The organism is Yeosuana sp., assembly GCF_057126245.1.
The window spans coordinates 46,071-65,816 of sequence record NZ_DBNGMQ010000049.1 but is presented as its reverse complement, the minus strand read 5'-3'; the positions used below and the strand labels follow the sequence as shown (position 1 = coordinate 65,816).

Annotated in this window: 21 protein-coding genes; 10 read left to right on the top strand and 11 right to left on the bottom strand. The window is 32.8% G+C overall.

The annotated features are described in order from the left end of the window. Nucleotides 1-55 precede the first annotated feature (55 nt). Complete coding sequence (locus AC15TD_RS05325) at nucleotides 56-1,264, top strand: porin (protein ID WP_484451096.1); 1,209 nt, start codon at nucleotides 56-58, stop codon at nucleotides 1,262-1,264. 82 nt (nucleotides 1,265-1,346) lie between these two features. Further along, nucleotides 1,347-3,650: an anion permease gene (locus AC15TD_RS05320; RefSeq protein ID WP_484451095.1), complete on the top strand. Its 2,304-nt coding sequence runs from the start codon at nucleotides 1,347-1,349 to the stop codon at nucleotides 3,648-3,650. 159 nt (nucleotides 3,651-3,809) lie between these two features. On the opposite strand, the gene AC15TD_RS05315 is transcribed toward AC15TD_RS05320, so the two are convergent. The 3 genes from AC15TD_RS05315 to AC15TD_RS05305 all read right to left on the bottom strand — a co-directional run bounded on the left by AC15TD_RS05315 (nucleotide 3,810) and on the right by AC15TD_RS05305 (nucleotide 8,237). Further along, nucleotides 3,810-6,284 carry a ribonucleoside-diphosphate reductase subunit alpha gene (locus AC15TD_RS05315; RefSeq protein WP_484451094.1) on the bottom strand — a complete coding sequence of 825 codons (2,475 nt, stop codon included), beginning with the start codon at nucleotides 6,282-6,284 and terminating at the stop codon, nucleotides 3,810-3,812. A 93-nt stretch (nucleotides 6,285-6,377) separates the two neighbouring features. After that, nucleotides 6,378-7,358: a ribonucleotide-diphosphate reductase subunit beta gene (locus AC15TD_RS05310; RefSeq protein WP_484451093.1), complete on the bottom strand. Its 981-nt coding sequence runs from the start codon at nucleotides 7,356-7,358 to the stop codon at nucleotides 6,378-6,380. A 312-nt stretch (nucleotides 7,359-7,670) separates the two neighbouring features. Next, nucleotides 7,671-8,237, bottom strand: a complete 567-nt coding sequence (locus tag AC15TD_RS05305; protein ID WP_484451092.1) for a DUF3109 family protein — start codon at nucleotides 8,235-8,237, stop codon at nucleotides 7,671-7,673. Between the two features lie 108 nt (nucleotides 8,238-8,345). Between AC15TD_RS05305 and AC15TD_RS05300 the strand changes: the two genes are divergently transcribed. Genes AC15TD_RS05300 through AC15TD_RS05290 form a run of 3 tightly spaced genes read left to right on the top strand, consistent with a single transcriptional unit; the run spans nucleotide 8,346 to nucleotide 9,738 of the window. After that, complete coding sequence (locus AC15TD_RS05300; RefSeq protein WP_484451091.1) at nucleotides 8,346-8,927, top strand: MarC family protein; 582 nt, start codon at nucleotides 8,346-8,348, stop codon at nucleotides 8,925-8,927. Nucleotides 8,928-8,929: 2 nt separating this feature from the next. After that, the gene (locus tag AC15TD_RS05295; protein ID WP_484451090.1) at nucleotides 8,930-9,133 is read left to right on the top strand and encodes a hypothetical protein; all 204 of its coding nucleotides are present in this window, start codon (nucleotides 8,930-8,932) and stop codon (nucleotides 9,131-9,133) included. After that, nucleotides 9,133-9,738: an FAD-dependent oxidoreductase gene (locus AC15TD_RS05290; RefSeq protein ID WP_484451089.1), complete on the top strand. Its 606-nt coding sequence runs from the start codon at nucleotides 9,133-9,135 to the stop codon at nucleotides 9,736-9,738. Before AC15TD_RS05295 ends, AC15TD_RS05290 begins: the two co-directional genes overlap by 1 nt. On the opposite strand, the gene AC15TD_RS05285 is transcribed toward AC15TD_RS05290, so the two are convergent. The 4 genes from AC15TD_RS05285 to AC15TD_RS05270 all read right to left on the bottom strand — a co-directional run bounded on the left by AC15TD_RS05285 (nucleotide 9,735) and on the right by AC15TD_RS05270 (nucleotide 13,476). Further along, on the bottom strand, nucleotides 9,735-11,324 hold the full coding sequence (locus AC15TD_RS05285; protein ID WP_484451088.1) for a S41 family peptidase: 1,590 nt from the start codon (nucleotides 11,322-11,324) through the stop codon (nucleotides 9,735-9,737). The two genes, AC15TD_RS05290 and AC15TD_RS05285, sit on opposite strands and share 4 nt — an antisense overlap. Continuing rightward, complete coding sequence (locus tag AC15TD_RS05280) at nucleotides 11,321-11,746, bottom strand: deoxycytidylate deaminase (RefSeq protein ID WP_484451087.1); 426 nt, start codon at nucleotides 11,744-11,746, stop codon at nucleotides 11,321-11,323. The genes AC15TD_RS05285 and AC15TD_RS05280 overlap by 4 nt, the downstream gene beginning before the upstream one ends. A gap of 132 nt (nucleotides 11,747-11,878) precedes the next feature. Next, nucleotides 11,879-12,469 carry a HupE/UreJ family protein gene (locus AC15TD_RS05275; RefSeq protein WP_484451086.1) on the bottom strand — a complete coding sequence of 197 codons (591 nt, stop codon included), beginning with the start codon at nucleotides 12,467-12,469 and terminating at the stop codon, nucleotides 11,879-11,881. Between the two features lie 47 nt (nucleotides 12,470-12,516). Continuing rightward, nucleotides 12,517-13,476 (bottom strand): NAD-dependent epimerase/dehydratase family protein, encoded by a 960-nt coding sequence (locus AC15TD_RS05270; RefSeq protein WP_484451085.1) that lies wholly within the window; start codon nucleotides 13,474-13,476, stop codon nucleotides 12,517-12,519. A gap of 151 nt (nucleotides 13,477-13,627) precedes the next feature. Between AC15TD_RS05270 and AC15TD_RS05265 the strand changes: the two genes are divergently transcribed. From AC15TD_RS05265 to AC15TD_RS05255, 3 genes are all read left to right on the top strand, one after another. Further along, nucleotides 13,628-14,152, top strand: a complete 525-nt coding sequence (locus AC15TD_RS05265; protein ID WP_484451084.1) for a hypothetical protein — start codon at nucleotides 13,628-13,630, stop codon at nucleotides 14,150-14,152. 197 nt (nucleotides 14,153-14,349) lie between these two features. After that, entirely contained in the window at nucleotides 14,350-14,631 is a 282-nt protein-coding gene (locus AC15TD_RS05260; protein WP_484451083.1) for a hypothetical protein, read from the top strand. Nucleotides 14,632-14,898: 267 nt separating this feature from the next. Continuing rightward, nucleotides 14,899-15,285, top strand: a complete 387-nt coding sequence (locus AC15TD_RS05255) for a WD40/YVTN/BNR-like repeat-containing protein (protein WP_484451082.1) — start codon at nucleotides 14,899-14,901, stop codon at nucleotides 15,283-15,285. Between the two features lie 37 nt (nucleotides 15,286-15,322). Here AC15TD_RS05255 and AC15TD_RS05250 read toward each other — a convergent pair whose 3' ends face one another. Continuing rightward, nucleotides 15,323-16,036: a hypothetical protein gene (locus AC15TD_RS05250; protein ID WP_484451081.1), complete on the bottom strand. Its 714-nt coding sequence runs from the start codon at nucleotides 16,034-16,036 to the stop codon at nucleotides 15,323-15,325. Nucleotides 16,037-16,275: 239 nt separating this feature from the next. On the opposite strand from AC15TD_RS05250, the gene AC15TD_RS05245 reads away from it, so the two are divergent. Next, nucleotides 16,276-16,746, top strand: a complete 471-nt coding sequence (locus AC15TD_RS05245) for a CBS domain-containing protein (protein ID WP_484451080.1) — start codon at nucleotides 16,276-16,278, stop codon at nucleotides 16,744-16,746. A gap of 4 nt (nucleotides 16,747-16,750) precedes the next feature. On the opposite strand, the gene AC15TD_RS05240 is transcribed toward AC15TD_RS05245, so the two are convergent. Further along, nucleotides 16,751-17,101 carry a hypothetical protein gene (locus AC15TD_RS05240; RefSeq protein WP_484451079.1) on the bottom strand — a complete coding sequence of 117 codons (351 nt, stop codon included), beginning with the start codon at nucleotides 17,099-17,101 and terminating at the stop codon, nucleotides 16,751-16,753. Nucleotides 17,102-17,103: 2 nt separating this feature from the next. Beyond that, a complete protein-coding gene (locus AC15TD_RS05235; RefSeq protein ID WP_484451078.1) occupies nucleotides 17,104-17,634 on the bottom strand; it encodes a GNAT family N-acetyltransferase in 531 nt (176 codons plus the stop codon). 164 nt (nucleotides 17,635-17,798) lie between these two features. On the opposite strand from AC15TD_RS05235, the gene AC15TD_RS05230 reads away from it, so the two are divergent. Next, a complete protein-coding gene (locus AC15TD_RS05230) occupies nucleotides 17,799-18,131 on the top strand; it encodes a single-stranded DNA-binding protein (protein WP_484451077.1) in 333 nt (110 codons plus the stop codon). A 53-nt stretch (nucleotides 18,132-18,184) separates the two neighbouring features. On the opposite strand, the gene nadB is transcribed toward AC15TD_RS05230, so the two are convergent. Continuing rightward, on the bottom strand, nucleotides 18,185-19,744 hold the full coding sequence (gene nadB, locus AC15TD_RS05225) for an L-aspartate oxidase (RefSeq protein WP_484451076.1): 1,560 nt from the start codon (nucleotides 19,742-19,744) through the stop codon (nucleotides 18,185-18,187). Nucleotides 19,745-19,746: the final 2 nt, after the last annotated feature.

Here is a 19,746-nt window from a genome sequence, read left to right as displayed (position 1 = left end):
ACATTAAGTTAACATTGATTTCAGTTATTTGCAATGACAAAAACTAATAACTATAATGAAACTAAGACTTAGCGTAATGGCTATAATAGCGAGCATTACAATCAATTCCATTAAAGCTCAAGAAATAAGCGATACTTCATTTGGTAATGGCTTAATTAATTTTGTTGCAAAAGACAGTTCTTTTAGTATAAAATTTGCTCCCCGATTTCAAGTGCGTTCAATATCTTCTTGGGATCATGATGGCAACCAATACGGAAGTCCAGAACACAATTTTATAGTTCGAAGATCTCGTTTAAAATTTGATGGTTTTGCATATAGCCCTAAACTTAAGTACAAATTAGAACTAGGATTATCTAATAGAGATATTTCCGGAGCTAATCAATTTAACAGAAACACACCACGTTATATACTAGATGCCGTTATTATGTGGAATTTTGCTGGTAATTGGGAACTTTGGGCAGGTCAAACCAAATTACCAGGTAATGTAGAACGTGTCGTTTCTTCAGCAAATTTACAACTCATAGACCGTTCATTACTGAATAGCCGTTTTAATATTGATCGTGATTTAGGTATTCAGTTACATCATAAGACTAAACTAGGTGGAAATTTCTTGATGCGTGAAAAGTTTTCGGTTTCACAAGGTGAGGGCCGTAATGTTACGGAGGGGAATGAAGGTGGACTACAGTATACTGCTCGTTTAGAATTTTTGCCTTTTGGAACCTTTAAATCAAAAGGCGATTACAGTCAATCTGATTTAAAACGTGAGGAAAAACCAAAACTTATGACTGGCTTTACATATAACTACAATCAAGATGCTGTTAGAGAACGAGGATTTGCAGGGGATTATATGATACGGACAGATGGCTCTATTTATGAAACAGACCAAACTACTCTTTTTGCAGATGCCATGTTTAAATACAATGGCTTTTCATTCATGGGTGAATATGCAAAACGTACAGCTGATGATGAAATCGCAACAGAAATAGACGGCACTACGCCCACTGGTGACATCGTTTTAACTGGTCATGCATTAAACTTACAGGCAGGATATTTGTTTAAAAGTAACTATGAAATTGCAGGTCGATTTACAAAAGTAGATTATGAAACTATTACTAATACACCTCCAAGAAAACAATATACGTTAGGTGTCAATAAATTTATAGTTGGCCATAAATTAAAAGTTCAGAGTGATTTAAGTTATACCGAATTAGATGGTAACGAAAATAATATAACTTTTAGACTTGGATTTGATATTCATTTTTAAAACTATTTAAAAACATAACAATTACATAACAAATTATTATATATTAGTCATGATATTTGCAAACATTTTACAACTAAACCCTATGGATAATATTTACTTATACATGATTATCGCCTTAGCCATTTTAGCAGTTGCTGATTTGGTTGTTGGTGTTAGTAACGATGCAGTAAACTTTTTAAACGCTGCCATTGGTTCTAAAGCTATTTCTTTTAAAACAATTATGATTGTTGCCAGTGTTGGTGTGGCCGTTGGAGCTGTTTTCTCAAGTGGAATGATGGAAGTTGCTCGTAAGGGCATTTTTAACCCTGGTGAGTTTATGTTTGATGAAATCATGATCATTTTCATGGCGGTAATGATAACAGATATCCTCTTACTAGATTTCTTTAATTCTGTAGGGATGCCTACCTCAACTACGGTATCTATTGTATTTGAATTACTTGGAGCCGCAGTGGCCATTGCCTTAATAAAAATTGGTCATACTGGTGGAGATTTTGGTGATTTAATAAATTATATTAATACATCAAAAGCTTCGCAAATTATATTTGGTATTCTCCTCTCGGTTGTCGTTGCATTTTCTGTAGGAGCATTGGTACAATGGTTCTCTAGGGTACTTCTATCATATAATTTTGAAAAGAAAGCACAATGGGTAGGTGCATTATTTGGAGGTGTTGCATTAACATCCATTACTTATTTCATATTTATGAAAGGAATTGGAGGCACTAACTTCGCTAAACAGTCTTATGACATAATTGATGGAGAAACCATTAAGTCATTTTTAGAACATAATGTTTTGCCAATAGTTGGGATTAGTTTCATGTTCTGGTCATTATTATCTTATGGTGTAATCGCCTTTGCAAAGGCAAATATTTACAAACTTATCATTATAATTGGAACCTTTGCTTTAGCCTTAGCTTTTGCTGGAAACGATTTAGTTAATTTTATTGGAGTTCCCATGGCTGCTTATAGTGCCTTTATAGAATGGACTGCTTCTGGTTTATCTGCATCGAATTTCCCCATGGACGTATTAGCTGAAAAGGTACCAACCAACAACTGGCTTTTATTTGGAGCAGGCATGATAATGGTATTAACGCTGTGGTTTTCTACAAAAGCCAAAAACGTGATTAAAACGGAGCTTGATTTATCAAGTCAGAGTGAAACTAAAGAACGTTTTCAACCCAACTTTTTATCACGTGGGTTTGTAAGATCAGCAGTATTAATGTCTCAAATATCTGCATATGTATTACCTGAATCATGGCAGACAAAAATTGACAAACAATTTGAAACGCCTGTGATTAAACTTAGTAAAGATAAATCTTACGAACTTCCAGCTTTTGATTTGGTAAGAGCAGCTGTCAACTTAATGGTCGCAGCTGTTTTAATTTCAATAGCAACTTCTTATAAATTACCACTCTCTACTACCTATGTAACGTTTATGGTTGCCATGGGTACCTCATTAGCTGATAGAGCATGGGGAGCTGAAAGTGCAGTGTATAGAGTAGCTGGTGTAATAAATGTTATTGGTGGATGGTTCTTTACGGCATTTAGCGCCTTTACCGCAGCAGCTTTGGTTGCTTACTTATTGAACTTGAATATAACTATCATGTTCCCTATATTATTGTTAGCTGCTTTTGGATTATTAATAAGAAGCTCTTTAGCTCATAATAAAAAAAGTAAAGAATCGAAAGCTGAAGACAGTTTGATAAAAGCTGAGAGTAGTTCTATTCAAGGAGTTATTCATGAAAGTGCTGCTAATGTTGCCAATGTTGTAAAAAGAGGAAACAGGATTTATACCAATGCCATTAATGGTTTAGCGTTACAAGATTTAAATTTACTTAAAAAGAATAAAAAGCAAATAGTTAAATTATCTGATGAAGTTGACGAATTACGAGACAATATCTTTTATTTTATCAAGAATTTAGATGAAACCAGCGTTGGGGCCAGTAATTTTTATATCCATATTCTAGGGTATTTACAAGATATGGTTCAATCATTAGAGTATATTACTAAAGTGAGTCATAAACATGTTTATAATAACCACAAAAAACTAAAATTCAATCAAATAAAAGAACTAAAAGAAGTTGATGCGCGTTTTGAAAAATTATTTGAAAACACAAAACATGCATTTGAGTCTCGCTCTTTTGAAGAAATTGGTATGATATTAACCAAAAAAGAAGAAATTTTAAAATTAGTATCCGATAAGATTCATAAACAAGTTGAACGCACACGTACTGAAGAATCTAGTCCGAAAAACACAACACTATATTTTAGTCTATTATTAGAAACTAAAGATTTATTAAAAACGATAATGAATCTTTTAGAAGAATATCACAGTTCTCATGATAGTTCTGTAAAACCAGCGACTATTACCCGTGAGGAAGACGAATAAGTTTAATCTTTTTATAGAAGCAAAAAACCACCTTACTTAAGGTGGTTTTTTATTTTATAACTTTTTTTAGTCCCGATGCCATGTTTTGCTTAAAAAAGCGTCTTTTAAAGACGCTTTTTATAACACTTAATAACATTTACTTTCCATATAAAAACTTTTCTATGATCCACACATTAAACAATCATCACCGCCTGTTGACTCCTTTGCTTGAGCAATTAAGGCTTTCATTTCTTCAGGCGACATAGGTTCTACTTCGGCATTTTGTTGGGCAAATTTAGCAGCAGCCTTAACCGCTAATTTTTTTTGTTGGGCTAAATGATTTTCGTCAACTTTAACCATTTCCTCTGCGACTGGCTCTTCTTTCTTAGCCTTATCTAATGTGAACTTAATCGCATCAACCGCACTCTTAGTACGTAAATAATACATCCCTGTTTTTAAACCGCTTTTCCATGCATAGAAATGCATAGATGTTAATTTAGCCATGGTAGCGCCTTCTAAGAACAGGTTAAGTGATTGTGACTGGTCAATAAAGTATCCTCTTTGACGAGACATGTCTATGATGTCTTTCATACTTAATTCCCAAACGGTTTTATATAAGTCTTTAATATCTTGAGGAATAACATCTACATTCTGAATGGATCCATTAGCCCTCATAACTTCTTGCTTTAAACCATCATTCCATAAACCAAGATCAACTAAATCTTCTAATAAATGTTTGTTCACTACAATAAACTCCCCAGATAAAACCCGTCGCGTATAAATATTAGATGTATAAGGTTCAAAACACTCATTATTTCCAAGAATTTGAGATGTTGAAGCAGTTGGCATTGGTGCTACCAATAATGAGTTGCGTACACCATGTTTCATAACTTGTTTACGCAACTTCGCCCAATCCCAAAGACCACTTAAATCGTCATCATTTAAGCCCCATAAATTATATTGAAACTCCCCTTTGCTTATTGGTGATCCTTCATAGGTTTTATAAGGTCCATCAACTTTAGCTTCTTCCATACTAGAAGTAACCGCAGCAAAATAAATAGTTTCAAAGATGTCTTGATTTAATTTTTTAGCTTCATTGCAGGTGAAGGGTAAACGTAATTGAATAAAGGTATCAGCTAATCCTTGGACTCCTAAACCAATAGGGCGATGACGCATATTAGAATTTTCTGCCTCTTTTACAGGATAATAATTTCTATCAATGACTTTATTTAGGTTCTTAGTTACGCGTTTGGTGACTCGAAATAATTCTTTATGATCAAAAGCACCGTTCTTCACAAACATGGGTAAGGCAATTGATGCTAAATTACAAACAGCTATCTCATCGGGAGATGTGTACTCCAAAATTTCTGTACATAAATTTGATGATCTTATAGTACCAAGATTTTGCTGATTTGACTTACGGTTTGCTGCATCTTTATACAACATATACGGTGTACCCGTTTCAATTTGAGATTCCATAATTTTCTCCCAAAGATCACGTGCCTTAATCGTTTTTCTTCCTTTACCAGCAGCTTCATATTTTAAATATAAAGCTTCAAAGGCTTCACTATGAACATCGCATAAACCTGGACATTCATTTGGACACATTAAGGTCCATGGACCATCTTCCTGAACGCGTTTCATAAATAAGTCTGAAATCCACATGGCGTAAAATAAATCACGTGCGCGCATTTCTTCTTTACCATGGTTTTTCTTTAACTCTAGAAATTCAAAAATATCGGCGTGCCATGGTTCTAAGTAGATAGCAAAACTACCTTTACGTTTTCCGCCACCTTGATCTACATATCTCGCCGTATCATTAAACACTTGTAACATGGGTACAATACCATTACTAGTTCCGTTCGTGCCAGAAATATAACTTCCTGTAGCCCGCACATTATGAATAGATAACCCAATACCACCAGCAGACTGCGATATTTTAGCCGTTTGTTTTAACGTATCGTATATACCGTCGATGCTATCATCTTTCATAGTTAATAAAAAACAAGATGACATTTGTGGCTTTGGCGTACCCGCATTAAATAATGTTGGTGTAGCGTGTGTAAAATATTTTTTAGACATGAGCTCATATGTTTCTATGGCAGACTCAATGTCGTTAAGATGTATACCAATTGATACACGCATGAGCATGTGCTGAGGACGTTCAGCAATTTGACCGTTTAATTTTAATAAATATGAGCGTTCTAGTGTTTTAAAACCAAAATAGTCATATCCAAAATCACGATTATATATAATAGTAGAATCTAGGGTTTCCTTGTGTTCCATGATAACCTTGTAAACCTCATCAGCCAAAAGTGGTGCATCTTTGCCTGTTCTTGGGTTTACATAGGTGTATAAATCATGCATAACGTCACTAAACGTTTTCTTTGTATTTTTGTGTAAGTTTGAGACCGAAATTCGTGCCGCCAAACGTGCATAATCTGGATGAGCAGTGGTCATGGTGGCAGCAATTTCGGCAGCAAGATTATCAAGCTCACTCGTAGTTACTCCATCATACAACCCTTCAATAACGCGCATTGTTACTTTTAATGGATCAACCAACTCATTTAATCCATAACACAATTTACGCACTCTTGCGGTAATCTTATCGAACATGATTTGCTCTTTTCTGCCATCTCTTTTTATTACATACATTATTTACACGGTTTTTATTAATTTCTGATACACCTTCAGAAAAATGGTTAGTTATTTATTAGATTTTATAATTAGTCAAATATTGGACTCTGCTTAGAAATCAGCATCAAAATTGAACTTATCTTTATCATCTTCTTTATTAAGGACTCCTGCTTTTTGGTATTCAGAGACACGCTTTTCAAAGAAATTTGTTTTTCCTTGTAATGAAATCATGTCCATAAAATCAAATGGATTTGTTGAGTGGTAGACTTTATCACAACCGAACTCGCCTAATAATCTATCAGTTACAAACTCTAAATATTGCGTCATTAATTTAGAATTCATACCAATTAGACTTGCTGGCAATGATTCTGTGATAAACATTCTTTCAATATCTAAAGCATTCGTTAAAATTTCTGTAATTCGCTCTTTAGGCACTTTGTTTACAATATGGTTTTCATGCAAATGCACTGCAAAATCACAATGCAAGCCTTCATCTCTTGAAATTAGTTCGTTAGAAAAAGTGAGTCCTGGCAATAGCCCACGCTTTTTAAGCCAAAAAATAGAGCAAAAACTTCCTGAGAAAAAGATGCCTTCAACCGCAGCAAATGCAATCAAACGCTCAGCAAAACTTGGAGAATCGATCCATTTTAAAGCCCAATCAGCTTTTTCTTTAATCGCAGGAAATACTTCAATCGCTTTGAATAGCTGATCTTTTTCTTTTTCGTCTTTTACATATGTATCTATTAATAAGGAATATACTTCTGAATGGATATTTTCCATCATGATTTGAAACCCATAAAAGAATTTGGCCTCGCTGTACTGAACCTCAGACACAAAATTTTCGGCTAAATTCTCATTAACGATACCGTCACTAGCCGCAAAAAATGCTAAAATATGTTTTATAAAATATCGCTCGTCATCACTTAATTTATTATTCCAGTCAGACAAATCTTGATGTAAATCTATTTCTTCTGCAGTCCATATACTCGCTTCTTGCTTTTTGTACCATTCCCAAATATCATGGTGTTGAATAGGAAAAATAACAAAACGGTTTTTATTTTCTTGTAAAATGGGCTCCATTGTCTGCGACATTATTTTATTTGTTTTTAGAATTAAACGAAAATTAGATTGATTTTGGAATTAACAAAGATTCAAAAAAGACCTCGGAAATGAAAGGCATAGTTATAAACAATGTCCACAAGTTTTTAACAAAGCTTAACATATGTTAATTTTTAATACCCTCTAAAAAATATAAATATAAGATACTGATAATCAAGTATTTAAAAAAATACATATTTGCTTAAGCACAATAAAACAAGGCTATTGCAATTTTTAAATGATAAGAAAAAATGTTGTAGAGCTCCCTTTTTGTTTGGTAAAAAGAATTATTTTTTTATTCGAAATCTATTGATACGTCTCAGCTACTTTTTCTAATTCAGCATACCAATCCTCTCCAAATTTTCTAATAAGCGCTTCTTTTACAAACTTGTAAATAGGTACCTGTAATTCTTTACCAAGAGCGCAGGCATCATCACAAATTTCCCATTTTTCATAGTTAACCCCAGAAAACTCACTATAATCTTTTACTCTTACAGGATATAAATGACAGGATAATGGTTTTTTCCAAGAAATCTCTCCTTGATTGTAGGCTTCTTCAATAGCACAAAGTGCCGTTCCTTTTGTATCAAAAATAACATAAGCACAGTCTGCACCATCAATTAAAGGTGTTTCCAAATCACCCAATGCTGTAGTGATATACACACCTTGATCTTCAATAGCTTTAATGCCTTTTTTACGTAAAAAAGGTTTTACTTTAGGATAAATATCTTCTAAAATCTTTACCTCACCTTTTGCTAGTGGCGCTCCAGCTTCACCATCAATGCAACATGCGCCTTTACATGCTGAAAGGTTACATAAAAAATCATTTTGAATAATTTCTTCTGATACTATGGTTTTTCCTATTTGGAACATAAAAACGATGTAATTAAAGTCTGCAAAATTAACCAAACTTTCTTATTATTTTCACTTATATATCAGTATTAATAATATACTTTTGCAAAAAATTTAAACCTAGTTAGAATGCAACTTAATTTTAAAGAAATTTTTACTGTTTTTATGGTTTTATTTGCGGTAATTGATATTGTAGGCAGTATACCTATTATTATTGATTTAAGGAAAAAAGTAGGACATATACAAAGTGAAAAAGCGTCAGTAATCGCGGGGATTATTTTAATTTTATTTTTGTTTTTAGGAAAAAGCATCCTTAACCTTATAGGTATTGATGTTAGCTCTTTTGCCGTTGCAGGTGCATTTATATTATTCTTTATTGCATTAGAAATGATCTTGGGAATCACACTTTATAAACAAGAAGAAACAAACCCCATGACAGCTTCGGTATTCCCATTGGCATTTCCTTTAATTGCTGGCCCTGGAAGTTTAACTACAATACTATCATTAAGGGCTGAATATCGCTTAGAAAATATTATTATTGCTATTATTTTAAATGTTATTTTTATATTTATCGTTCTTAAAACGTCTGCAAAAATTGAACGTTTCTTAGGGCAAAACGGCATTAGTATTATAAGAAAAGTATTTGGTGTTATTTTGCTTGCCATTGCAGTGAAGCTTTTTGCTCACAACATTAAAATTTTATTTATTTAATTATGAAGATTTTTACCATACTACTCAGCTTTATTGCTTTAATACTTATCGCTTTTAATGCTACCAAAATTGATAAAAATAACCCTTTTGAAGGAGAAAGCTCGATTGCTTTAATTACTATTCTAGCGGCACTTTGCGCTTTGGTACTTTTACAAATTCTTAGAATTTCTAAACGTATTGAACAAAAGGTTAAAAGTAACAAATAATGTTTAATGTATTGATAATAGGTGGTGGTGCCGCGGGATTATCGTGTGCACTGGTTTTAGGTTCGGCTAAAAAAGCAGTGTACGCTCATGATAAAAAGATTGGTATTATTACACACCAAAAAACATCTGATTTACAAAATGCGTTGTTTAATAACGTACTGGGATTAAATCCCGGAACAACTGGAGCTGACATTTTAAAGGAAGGAAAAAACCAATTAGCTTCACTTTATCCACATGTTATGCAAGTTGATAAAGAAAAGGTTAGTGAAATTATTAAAAAAGATACATTTTTTGAGGTTACTACCAATAAAAAATCATATCAAGCAGACATGGTTGTTATTGCTGTTGGATATACTAATTCAATAACTATTAAGGGATTAGAGCCTTATATTGAAGCCCACCCAAGAGCAGCTAAAGAAAAAAACCGCATCTGGTTAAAAAATACAGACCACCTTATTGAAAAGGGTCTTTACGTTGCGGGTACTTTAGCGGGATGGAGAAGCCAGTTTGCTATTGCTTCTGGCAGTGGTTCTCAAGTTGCCACCGATATTCTGACGTTATGGAATGGTGGGAAACACACCAAAGTACATGATAAAATCTATTAAGGTTTTTCACTCAAATTAATTACCTCTTCTAGCATTATATCTGTTTGATTGAAAATTTCTTCAAACGCCCCATCACCATATAATTGATCTCCAAGAGTTGCTTTTAAATATTGCTTAACCTCATCATGATAAGCTACAAAAGTGATTTTTGAATCTGTTCTGGCATTGATAAAATCTTCAAAGGCATATACTAAGTCGTCACCAATAATATAATTATCAATAAAGTTTTGTCTTGACATATCGCTATGGACACTCCTGTCTTTTTCCAATTCTTCAAAAATAAAATGACCAACAAAACCTCTTCGGTATAAAAAGCTTAATGTTTCATTTTGCATACTTCTATCAATGGGTACAAACACGTCTGGAATGATACCACCACCGCCATATACAATTTTACCCATTGGCGTTGTGAATTTTAATGAATCTGCTACTTGAATTTTCGTAGAATCTGTAAGTTCTCCACTTTCCATGCGCTCATAGTAATCATCATAATAATCATCCAATCCATTTTCATAAGAACGCTGAATAGATCGTCCTGTAGGCGTATAATAACGAGATACCGTTAAACGGACCGCACTGCCATCACCCAATTCCATTTCGCGCTGTACAAGTCCTTTTCCATAGGAGCGTCTTCCAACTATAGTACCTTTATCATTATCCTGAAGTGCCCCTGCAACAATCTCACTAGCCGAAGCTGAATTCTCATTAATAAGCACAAAAACCTCACTAGTTTGAAAATCGCCTTTTTTAGTTGCAATACTTTTTTCAATGGCTCCCCTTTTATTTTTTGTAAATAAAATAAGCTTGTCTTCTTCTAAAAATTCGTCTACAATTTGCTCTGCAATTCCTAAAAACCCTCCGGGATTATCTCTTAAATCAAGCACCATTTTAGTAGCACCCAAAGCCTTTAATTTATTGATTCCTTTTTTAAATTCTTTATAAGTAGATTCTGCGAACCTATTAATTTTTATATATCCTAAATCTTTGGTAAGCATATAGGCTGCATCTACACTTTTTATAGGAATGTTAGAGCGTTTTACTGTAAAATTTAATAGTTCAGGCTCTCCGCGTCTATATATTTTTAAGTCTACTTTAGAGTTAATAGGCCCTTTAAGTTTTTTTACAATTTCATCTCTGATCAAATATTCTCCAAATAATGAGTCACCATTAGCCAGAACAATTCTATCTCCTCCTTTAATCCCTGCCTTTTCACTAGGACCACCCTCAACAGGCCTTATCACCGCTATGGAATCTCTATACGTATAAAAATTAACCCCAATACCAACAAAATCACCTTTCATATTTTCCGTTACGCGTTCTAAATCCGCTTTGGGGATATATACAGAATGTGGATCTAAATTTTCTAAAATACCATTAACGGTTACATCAACAATACTGTCTGTATTGACTTCATCAACATAATCATAATCTATATAATCGATAAGCCTGTTAAGTTTATCCTTCTTGCTATTTGTAGAAAATAATCTATCTGGAGAGTCTGTAAAATTTAACTTACCACCAATTATGATTCCTATAGCAACAGCTACACCTACAAATAATGGTATATATTTTTTTTCTAAGTTCATTTTATATCTTCAATTAACTCAAGCTCAATACCTGCTTTTTCTAAAAACTTTAACCCCGAATCATCCTTATAAGTTTTGGCATAAACTACCTTTACGATTCCAGCTTGATGTATTAATTTACTACATTCCTTACAAGGAGATAAGGTAATATAAAGTGTGGCTCCCTGACAAGATTGCGTCGACCTAGCGACTTTTAAAATAGCGTTGGCTTCTGCATGTAACACATACCATTTGGTATAACCATCGTCGTCCTCACAAAAATTTTCAAAACCTGAGGGTGTTCCATTGTAGCCATCAGAAATAATCATTTTGTCTTTTACTATAAGCGCTCCAACTTGTTTGCGCTTGCAATAAGATAACTTACCCCATTCTTCAGCAATTCTTAAGTAAGCTTTATCGTATTTAAGTTGTTTGTTTATCAATATGATAATATTTTAAAATAATGTAATTCAGATAATGACTCTTAACTGTATAACGAAGATAATTGGTTGTAATTTCAATTACAATGCTAATTCGTTAAAGTTTTATGAAAATTAACGGAAATGCCTCTTTTTTTAAGCTAAGTAATCACTATTGATAATCATAGGTACAACGAGCCCTACAACTATCGCGGAAATAACCATAACCCAATCTCGTTTAGAAAACCTGAATAGCGTTTGCGCTAAAAACCCTAAAAAGAGTACCATAAAAACGATAATAACTTGGGCTATTTCAATACCTAATGCAAATTCCACCAATAAAAAGAATATATTATCTGTTGATCCTGCAAGCATATGGAATTCTCGAGCAAATCCCAGACCATGTATTATTCCAAAAAATAAAGTTGAGAAAAACAAGACACCTATCTTTTCTTTTTGCGCCCCTTTTCCCGCAGTAAACACATTAAAAAGTGCTACAATTAATATGGTTACTGGAATTAAAAACTCTATTAATTGTCCATTAACGCTAACAATATTATAGGCAGCTAAAACTAAAGATAAGGTATGTCCTAAGGTAAAGATTGATACTAACAAAAGAACACGTTTCCAGTCTTTAAAAATATATGAAACTGTTAATACAATAAGAAATAAAACATGGTCATAAGCATTAATGTCAAGAACATGGTTAATACCGTACTCTACATTGAACCAGAAATTTTCAAGCATATTCTTTGGGGTTTAAGTTGCTCAAATATACAATTATTCGATATTTTTTATGAGTCTTTACTATATTTTTCGCCCAACTGAAAGAGCATCTCATCAGTAATTTTTTGAAGCGAAAATTCATGCTTCCAATTCCAATCTTTTCTAGCATATGAATCATCAATACTTTTTGGCCAACTGTCAGCTATCTCTTGCCTGTAATCTGGTTTGTATGTAATTTCAAATTCTGGAATTTGTTCTTTAATAGAAGCCGCAACATCTTTTGGTGTAAAACTAATGGCTGATAAATTATATGATGAACGAATTTTAACATCTCCATTTGCCGCCTTCATAATATCAATAGTTGCTTTTATTGCGTCTTCCATAAACATCATAGGAAGTGAAGTATCTTCTTTTAAAAAACATTCATACTTCTTATCTGTAATTGCTTTATGAAAAATTTCAACGGCGTAATCTGTTGTACCGCCTCCTGGTAAAGTTTTCCAACTTATTATTCCAGGAAAGCGCAAACTTCTAACATCTACAGCATATTTTTTATGATAATATTCACACCAACGCTCACCAACTTGTTTTGTTATTCCATAAACAGTTGAAGGTTCCATAACCGTATATTGAGAGGTTTGCTCTTTTGGCGTTGTTGGTCCAAAAACAGCAATGCTCGATGGCCAGAATACTTTTTTAATAAAGTTTGCTTTTGCAAGATTTAAAACATGAAAAAGGGAACTCATATTCAATTCCCAAGCTTTCATCGGGTATTTTTCACCTGTTGCACTCAAAATTGCTGCCATCAAATAGACCGTGTTTATACGGTGCTTTTCAACGCATACTTTAATTGCTGCGTAATCTTGGGCATCTACAATTTCAAAAATCCCAGAATTAACAATCTCTAAGTTGCTGTAACTAATGTCGCTAGCAATGACATTTTCATCGCCATACAAATCCCTTAATTTAAAGGTTAACTCAGAGCCAATTTGTCCGCAAGCACCAATAATCAATATTTTTGGAGTCATTAATTTTTTCTTTTATAAGAATTATTCAAAATTAGAAAGATTTTATTGATGATTTCGTATTATAATGAAAAATATTTAAAAAGTCGTTGATGATAATTTAAAAGAAATCATGTATTCTGCTATATTTGTAATACATCAAAATTATCATTTAATGAAATTTTTCCCTTTATTTTTAAGCAGTCTCGCTCTTTTTTTCATTCTAGTTTCATGTGGTCAAAAAAAGCAAAATGACATCAACAATCAATCTGGTAAATCAGCCACCACTAAGCTAACTAAGAGCGATATTTCAAAACTTAAATTTTTAGAGTATAATATCGATATTAAGACAAAAAAAGTTATTGAAAAATGGGATCGTTTTGCCGAATTAGAAATTATTGTAACTGATGTTAAAAATGGAGATTTATCTTTTTTTAAAAATAATCATGACACTATTGTAAGTTTTCTTAAAGAATTAAAGCTAAAAATTCCTGACACTATCAATACACGATCGGTAGAGGCAAGAATAAGTGCTTTAGAAACAAAACTGTATAAACTTGAAAATATCTACAGCTTATCAACCACTTCAAAAAATGAATTGATTTTGTCGGTGAAGGAATTTTTAGAATCTGTTTCAAACTTAAATTTACAAATGAATAAAAAGTTAGAAAAAGACTCGCGAAATATTGATAAGCCCTAAACTGAATGAAAAGACTATTATTTATTATAATTCTTATATTGCCTGTAAGCTTTCAAGCACAATTTAATCAAGATACGCCTTAGATGTAAGCACTTAATAAAACAAGCGCAAAGTCCTCAACCAACACTTCTTTTAACGATATTGTTGATGCCTTTGATTCTTGCTGGGAAACAAGAGATAAAAATATTAAAGGAAGTGTGTACAAACCCTTTAAGCGATGGGAAACATATTGGCTAAATTTTGTAAAAAAAGAGGGTACTTTACCTTCATCTGAAGAGAATTGGAACACATGGTTAAGGGTTAAAGAATCAAAACAAAACAAATCCTTAGCAGATGCTAGCAATTGGCATCCAGTAGGACCATTTGAATATATCAATACGGGTTCTTGGTCTTCTGAGCAAGGTCGCGTTAATTCAATAACTGTAGATCCTAACAACCCAACTACTTATTATTCTGGTGCACCTGCGGGTGGTATCTAAAAATCTACAAACGCTGGTTTATCATGGTCTCCGCTATCAGATGATTTACCTCAAAATGGAGTTTCAGAAATAATAATAGACCCTTCAGACTCAAACATCATTTACATTGCAACAGGCGATGATGATAATAGAGACTCCTATAGTATAGGCGTTATGAAATCTATGGGAGGTAGCGCAACTTGGAATACTACAGGACTCAATGTAAATAATTCTCCAACTTCAATGAATAATATTTACATACATCCAACAAATTCAAATATTTTATAGGTGGCAACTAATAATGGGGTTTATAAAACTATTGATAGTGGAACAACTTGGATAAACACGAATGGTTCACAAGGTTTAAATATCAAAGACATTAAAATTAAACCTAGTAATCCTGACACGATTTATGCGGTTACTCCAGACTCGTTTTATATTTCAGTTGATGGTGAAATCTCGTTCGTAATTTCGGGTACTGGTTTACCCATTAATTCAAACAGATTGGTAATTGATGTTACTCCAAGTAATCCAAACGTCGTTTACGCGTTAAGCGCAGCTGATGATTACTCCTTCCAAGGACTTGATAAATCTATTGATTCTGGTATTAATTTTACAAAAATGATGACGCTATTGGGGACTGGGAATTATTTGAAAACAAAAAAAGGGGTGTAATATCATGATAAAACACCCATTCCTATATAAATATTATTTAATTTTTAGCCTTTGCAGCTTCAGCCTGTAACACTTGTTTTTGTCTTAACAATTCATTTTTTGATAATTGAATCAAATTAAAATTAGGCGCTGTTTTTAATGCAGAATCTAATATGTCTACGGCAGCGTCAATATTAGCCTTAGTATCCTTATTGTACGTAATTAAAGCATTTAAATACATGAAAGCTGACTTTAAAGGCACCTTATAAGGTGTCTGTGTTTCATAAAATGTTTTAGTCATATCTTCTTTTGAATTTTCCAATCCGTAAGTAACATGCTTTTCAGCTTCTGTAAAATTTTGGATTTGTAAATTAAGTTCTCCTAATTCATAAGCAACTAGTGCATTAGGATTTCTTTTAAACATATCTTCAAAAAATCCAATAGCTAACTTTGGTTGCCCTAATGATTTTAATGAGACTGCCTTAACCTGCACAGCCATATCAGAATCATTAACTACTTTGTCTATTCCAATAGTATTTAAAGCTTGAGAATACTGCCCTTCACTCATGTAAATATAACCTAGGGTGTCTAATCTTTCTTGAGAAGGAGACAGCACATTTAAATGTGTCATCGCGTTAATAATTCCTTGAACATCTCCTTGTTTTTTCATTTGCTTATAGTAAGCTTCATAATGCTTTAATAATTCAGTGTTATTCTGAGCACTTAATTGGAAACTGGATACTAATAAAACCAACACTAATAATCGTTTCATCTTTATTTTAATTTAAGTTTATTTTCAAAACGATAAAACTATAAAAATTTAACATTTAAACTCTTAAAACAATGCTAATTATTTTTATTTCACAAAAAATAACTTTATCAGCATTAGACTTTAGTAAATCAATATCATGTAAATTGTATATATTCTGATTGTTTAAAGCATTATAAAATTTACATTTAGGAAAAATCGAAAAAAATAATTACATTTAGTAATCTTAAAAATTAAATACAATGGGAATAAAAAGTTTTCTTGCCGCTAGACGAAATCCAAAAAAAACCACAGGAGATACACCTTTAAAGGTTAGTGACTATATGACAAGAAATTTAATAACATTTAAATCTAATCAGCCCATAGAAGAAGTTGTTAGTGCTATTATTAAATATCGCATTTCTGGCGGACCAGTAGTGAATGAAAAACATGAACTAATTGGGGTAATATCTGAAGGCGATTGTATTAAAGAAATAAGTGAAAGTAGGTATCATAATATGCCAATGAGTAATCATACCGTTGAGAATTACATGGTTAAAAATGTTGAAACTATTGATGGAAATATGAGTATTTTTGATGCTGCTAATAAATTTTTAGAAGCCAAAAGAAGGCGTTTTCCAATAGTTGAAAATGGAAAACTTGTTGGACAAATAAGCCAAAAAGATGTTTTAAAAGCCGCCTTAGAGCTAAAAGGCTCTACTTGGAAAAAATAGCGTTTTAGTTTTCTCTTTTTACTAAAGCATAGTAATCCCCTTCTAAGGGTAAATATCCTTGATCATATATAAAATAGTATATAGTGCCGACTTTTGTGGTATAAATACTTGTAAAATAATTAAAATCAAATCCAGCTTCAATAAGTTTGGCTCTCGATGTTTTTGTTTTTTGATTAGGATTAAGCATCTCTAAAATTCTATAATTTTTTCGAAGTCTGTTATTGGTATTTCTTATTAAATTTTTGCTGTCTTTATTAACGTTGTTATTGTAAGCATTCCGGCAACCATCGCTACAGAATTTTTTATCTATTCTACCTACAATTTTTTCGCCACATTCTAAACATTTTTTTGCCATAACTACTGATTCTTAATTTTATACCAACGTAAATTGAGTTTCCATTCTTCAGAATAAAAATCTTCAATATAATTTAATCCAATTTTAAGTAATGCATAATGCGATGCCTGATTGTCAATATGTGTTGATGCACAAAGCTCAGGTAGTTTTAAAACATTAAACGCATAATATTTGGCTGCCATTCCAGATTCTGTTGCATAGCCTTTACCCCAATATTTTGGCAAGAATCTATACCCTATGTCGTAAAATTTTGTGAAACCATTTAAACGATACTCGGTAACTAACTTTAATCCAGACCAGCCAATAAACTCTCCTGAAGATTTTTCAATAGCAACCCATCTCCCAATTCCTCTCGCTTTATATTGATTAATCACCGATTCAATCATTTCAAGAGCTTCTTCTTTATTTTTTACAGGTTTATTTCCTAAATATTTATGAACTTTGGGGTTAGAATCTAAGTCAAACATAACTTCTGAATCGGTTATTCTAAACTCTCGTAATATTAATCGTTCGGTCTCTAGGTGAAATTTCATGAGATAAATATACAAAATATATCCGTTTACAAACGACTACAAACATTTACAAACGATTTTAAATATTTATTAACCGAATAAAATTTGAAAGCTATTACATCTTTGCAGTGTCGAAACATAGGAACTCGATAGCATTAACTGTTTAACGATTAAAATTTAAAATTATGAACACACTTAGAAACAAAGTACAGTTGATTGGTAACTTAGGAAACGATCCAGAAATCATCAACTTAGAATCTGGGAAAACATTAGCAAAATTTAATATTGCTACTAATGAAAGTTACACTAATAATAAAGGTGAAAAGATTACAGACACACAATGGCACAACATTGTGGCTTGGGGAAAAACGGCTCAAATAATAGAGAAATATGTCACTAAAGGAAAAGAAGTGGCCATTGAAGGAAAATTAACCTCACGCAGTTATGAGGATAAAGATGGTAGCAAACGTTATATTACTGAAGTTGTTTGTAATGAACTTTTAATGTTAGGGAAATAGATTCTTAATTTATACGCTATAATCTGTAAGCGAGGATTTCGCCAAATCCTCGCTTATTTTTTTACATTATTAATATTAAAGTATCCGCCTTTATTTTCAGTTCTCTCTAAAGATTGTCTTATAATTAAATGCGATACATTTATCATATTTCGTAGCTCACACAAAGTTGTGGTTATTTTAGATTCTTTATACAAATCTTCAACCTCATCATATATTAAATCTAAATGCCGTACGGCTTGTTTTAATCGTTTATTACTTCTTACAATACCCACATAATCGCGCATTAAGGCCTGCAATTGTATCAGGTTATGCTGAATTAAAACGTGCTCTTGTGGAATTACAGTGCCTTCCTCATTCCAATCTGGAATTCTTAAATCTAAAGATGGATACGCATTCTTTCCATGATACTTAAAAATATTATGTGCATATACCAACGCTTCCAATAACGAATTAGATGCCAATCTATTGGCCCCATGCAAACCAGTTCTTGAGCATTCACCACAAGCGAACAGATTAGTAATCGTAGTTTTTCCGTTTTTATTAACCTTAATACCACCACACAAATAATGTGATGCTGGAACAACAGGAATCCAATCGGTTTTAATATCGATATGATGTTCTAAACATTCTTTATAAATATTAGGAAAATGATTAATAAACGTATCAATATCTAAATGGGTACAATCTAAATACACATGGGTTTCACCTGATTTTTTAAGCTCACTATCAATACTTTGTGATACGATATCTCTGGATGCTAATTCTGCACGTTCATCATAATCAGACATAAACCTGTGGCCTCCCTTATTTCTGAGGTAGGCGCCAAATCCTCTAACGGCTTCAGAAATTAAAAAAGAAGACTCGCCTTTCGCTTCATACAATGCCGTTGGATGAAACTGCACAAACTCCATATCTTTTATGTGTGCTTTAGCTCTGTAAGCCATTGCTACACCATCGCCTGTAGCAATAATAGGATTTGTAGTATGTCCATAGACACAACCTATTCCTCCTGTTGCCAACAACGTGCTGTTTGCCTTTATTTTGATAATATTTCCTGTTTTTTGATCTAAAATATACGCCCCAAAACAGGATATTTTTTCTGATTTTAGATCTTTTATATGATGATTCGTTACTAAATCTATCGCAAAATGATATGGTAAAATAGTAATATTTGGTAATTGATGAACGCGCTTAAGTAACGTCCGTTCTATTTCAAAACCAGTAATATCCTTATGATGCACGACGCGATATTCAGAGTGGCCACCTTCTTTTCCTAAATCGAAATCACCACTTCCATCAAGATCAAAATTAGCCCCCCAAAGTAGTAATTCTTTAAGACGCTTAGGGCCTTCTTCAATAACCATTTTAACCACGGTTTCATCGCACAATCCGTCGCCTGCAATCAAAGTATCTTTAATATGCTTTTTAAAGGAATCTGTTTCATTGTCTAAAACAACAGCAATACCACCTTGAGCGTATTTGGTGTTAGATTCTTCTTCATGTGCTTTCGTTACAATAATAACCGTTCTATCGGGAAACCTTTCTGCAATCTTAATCGAAAACGTTAATCCGGCGATACCTGAACCAATAACTAAATAATTTGTATTCATCATAA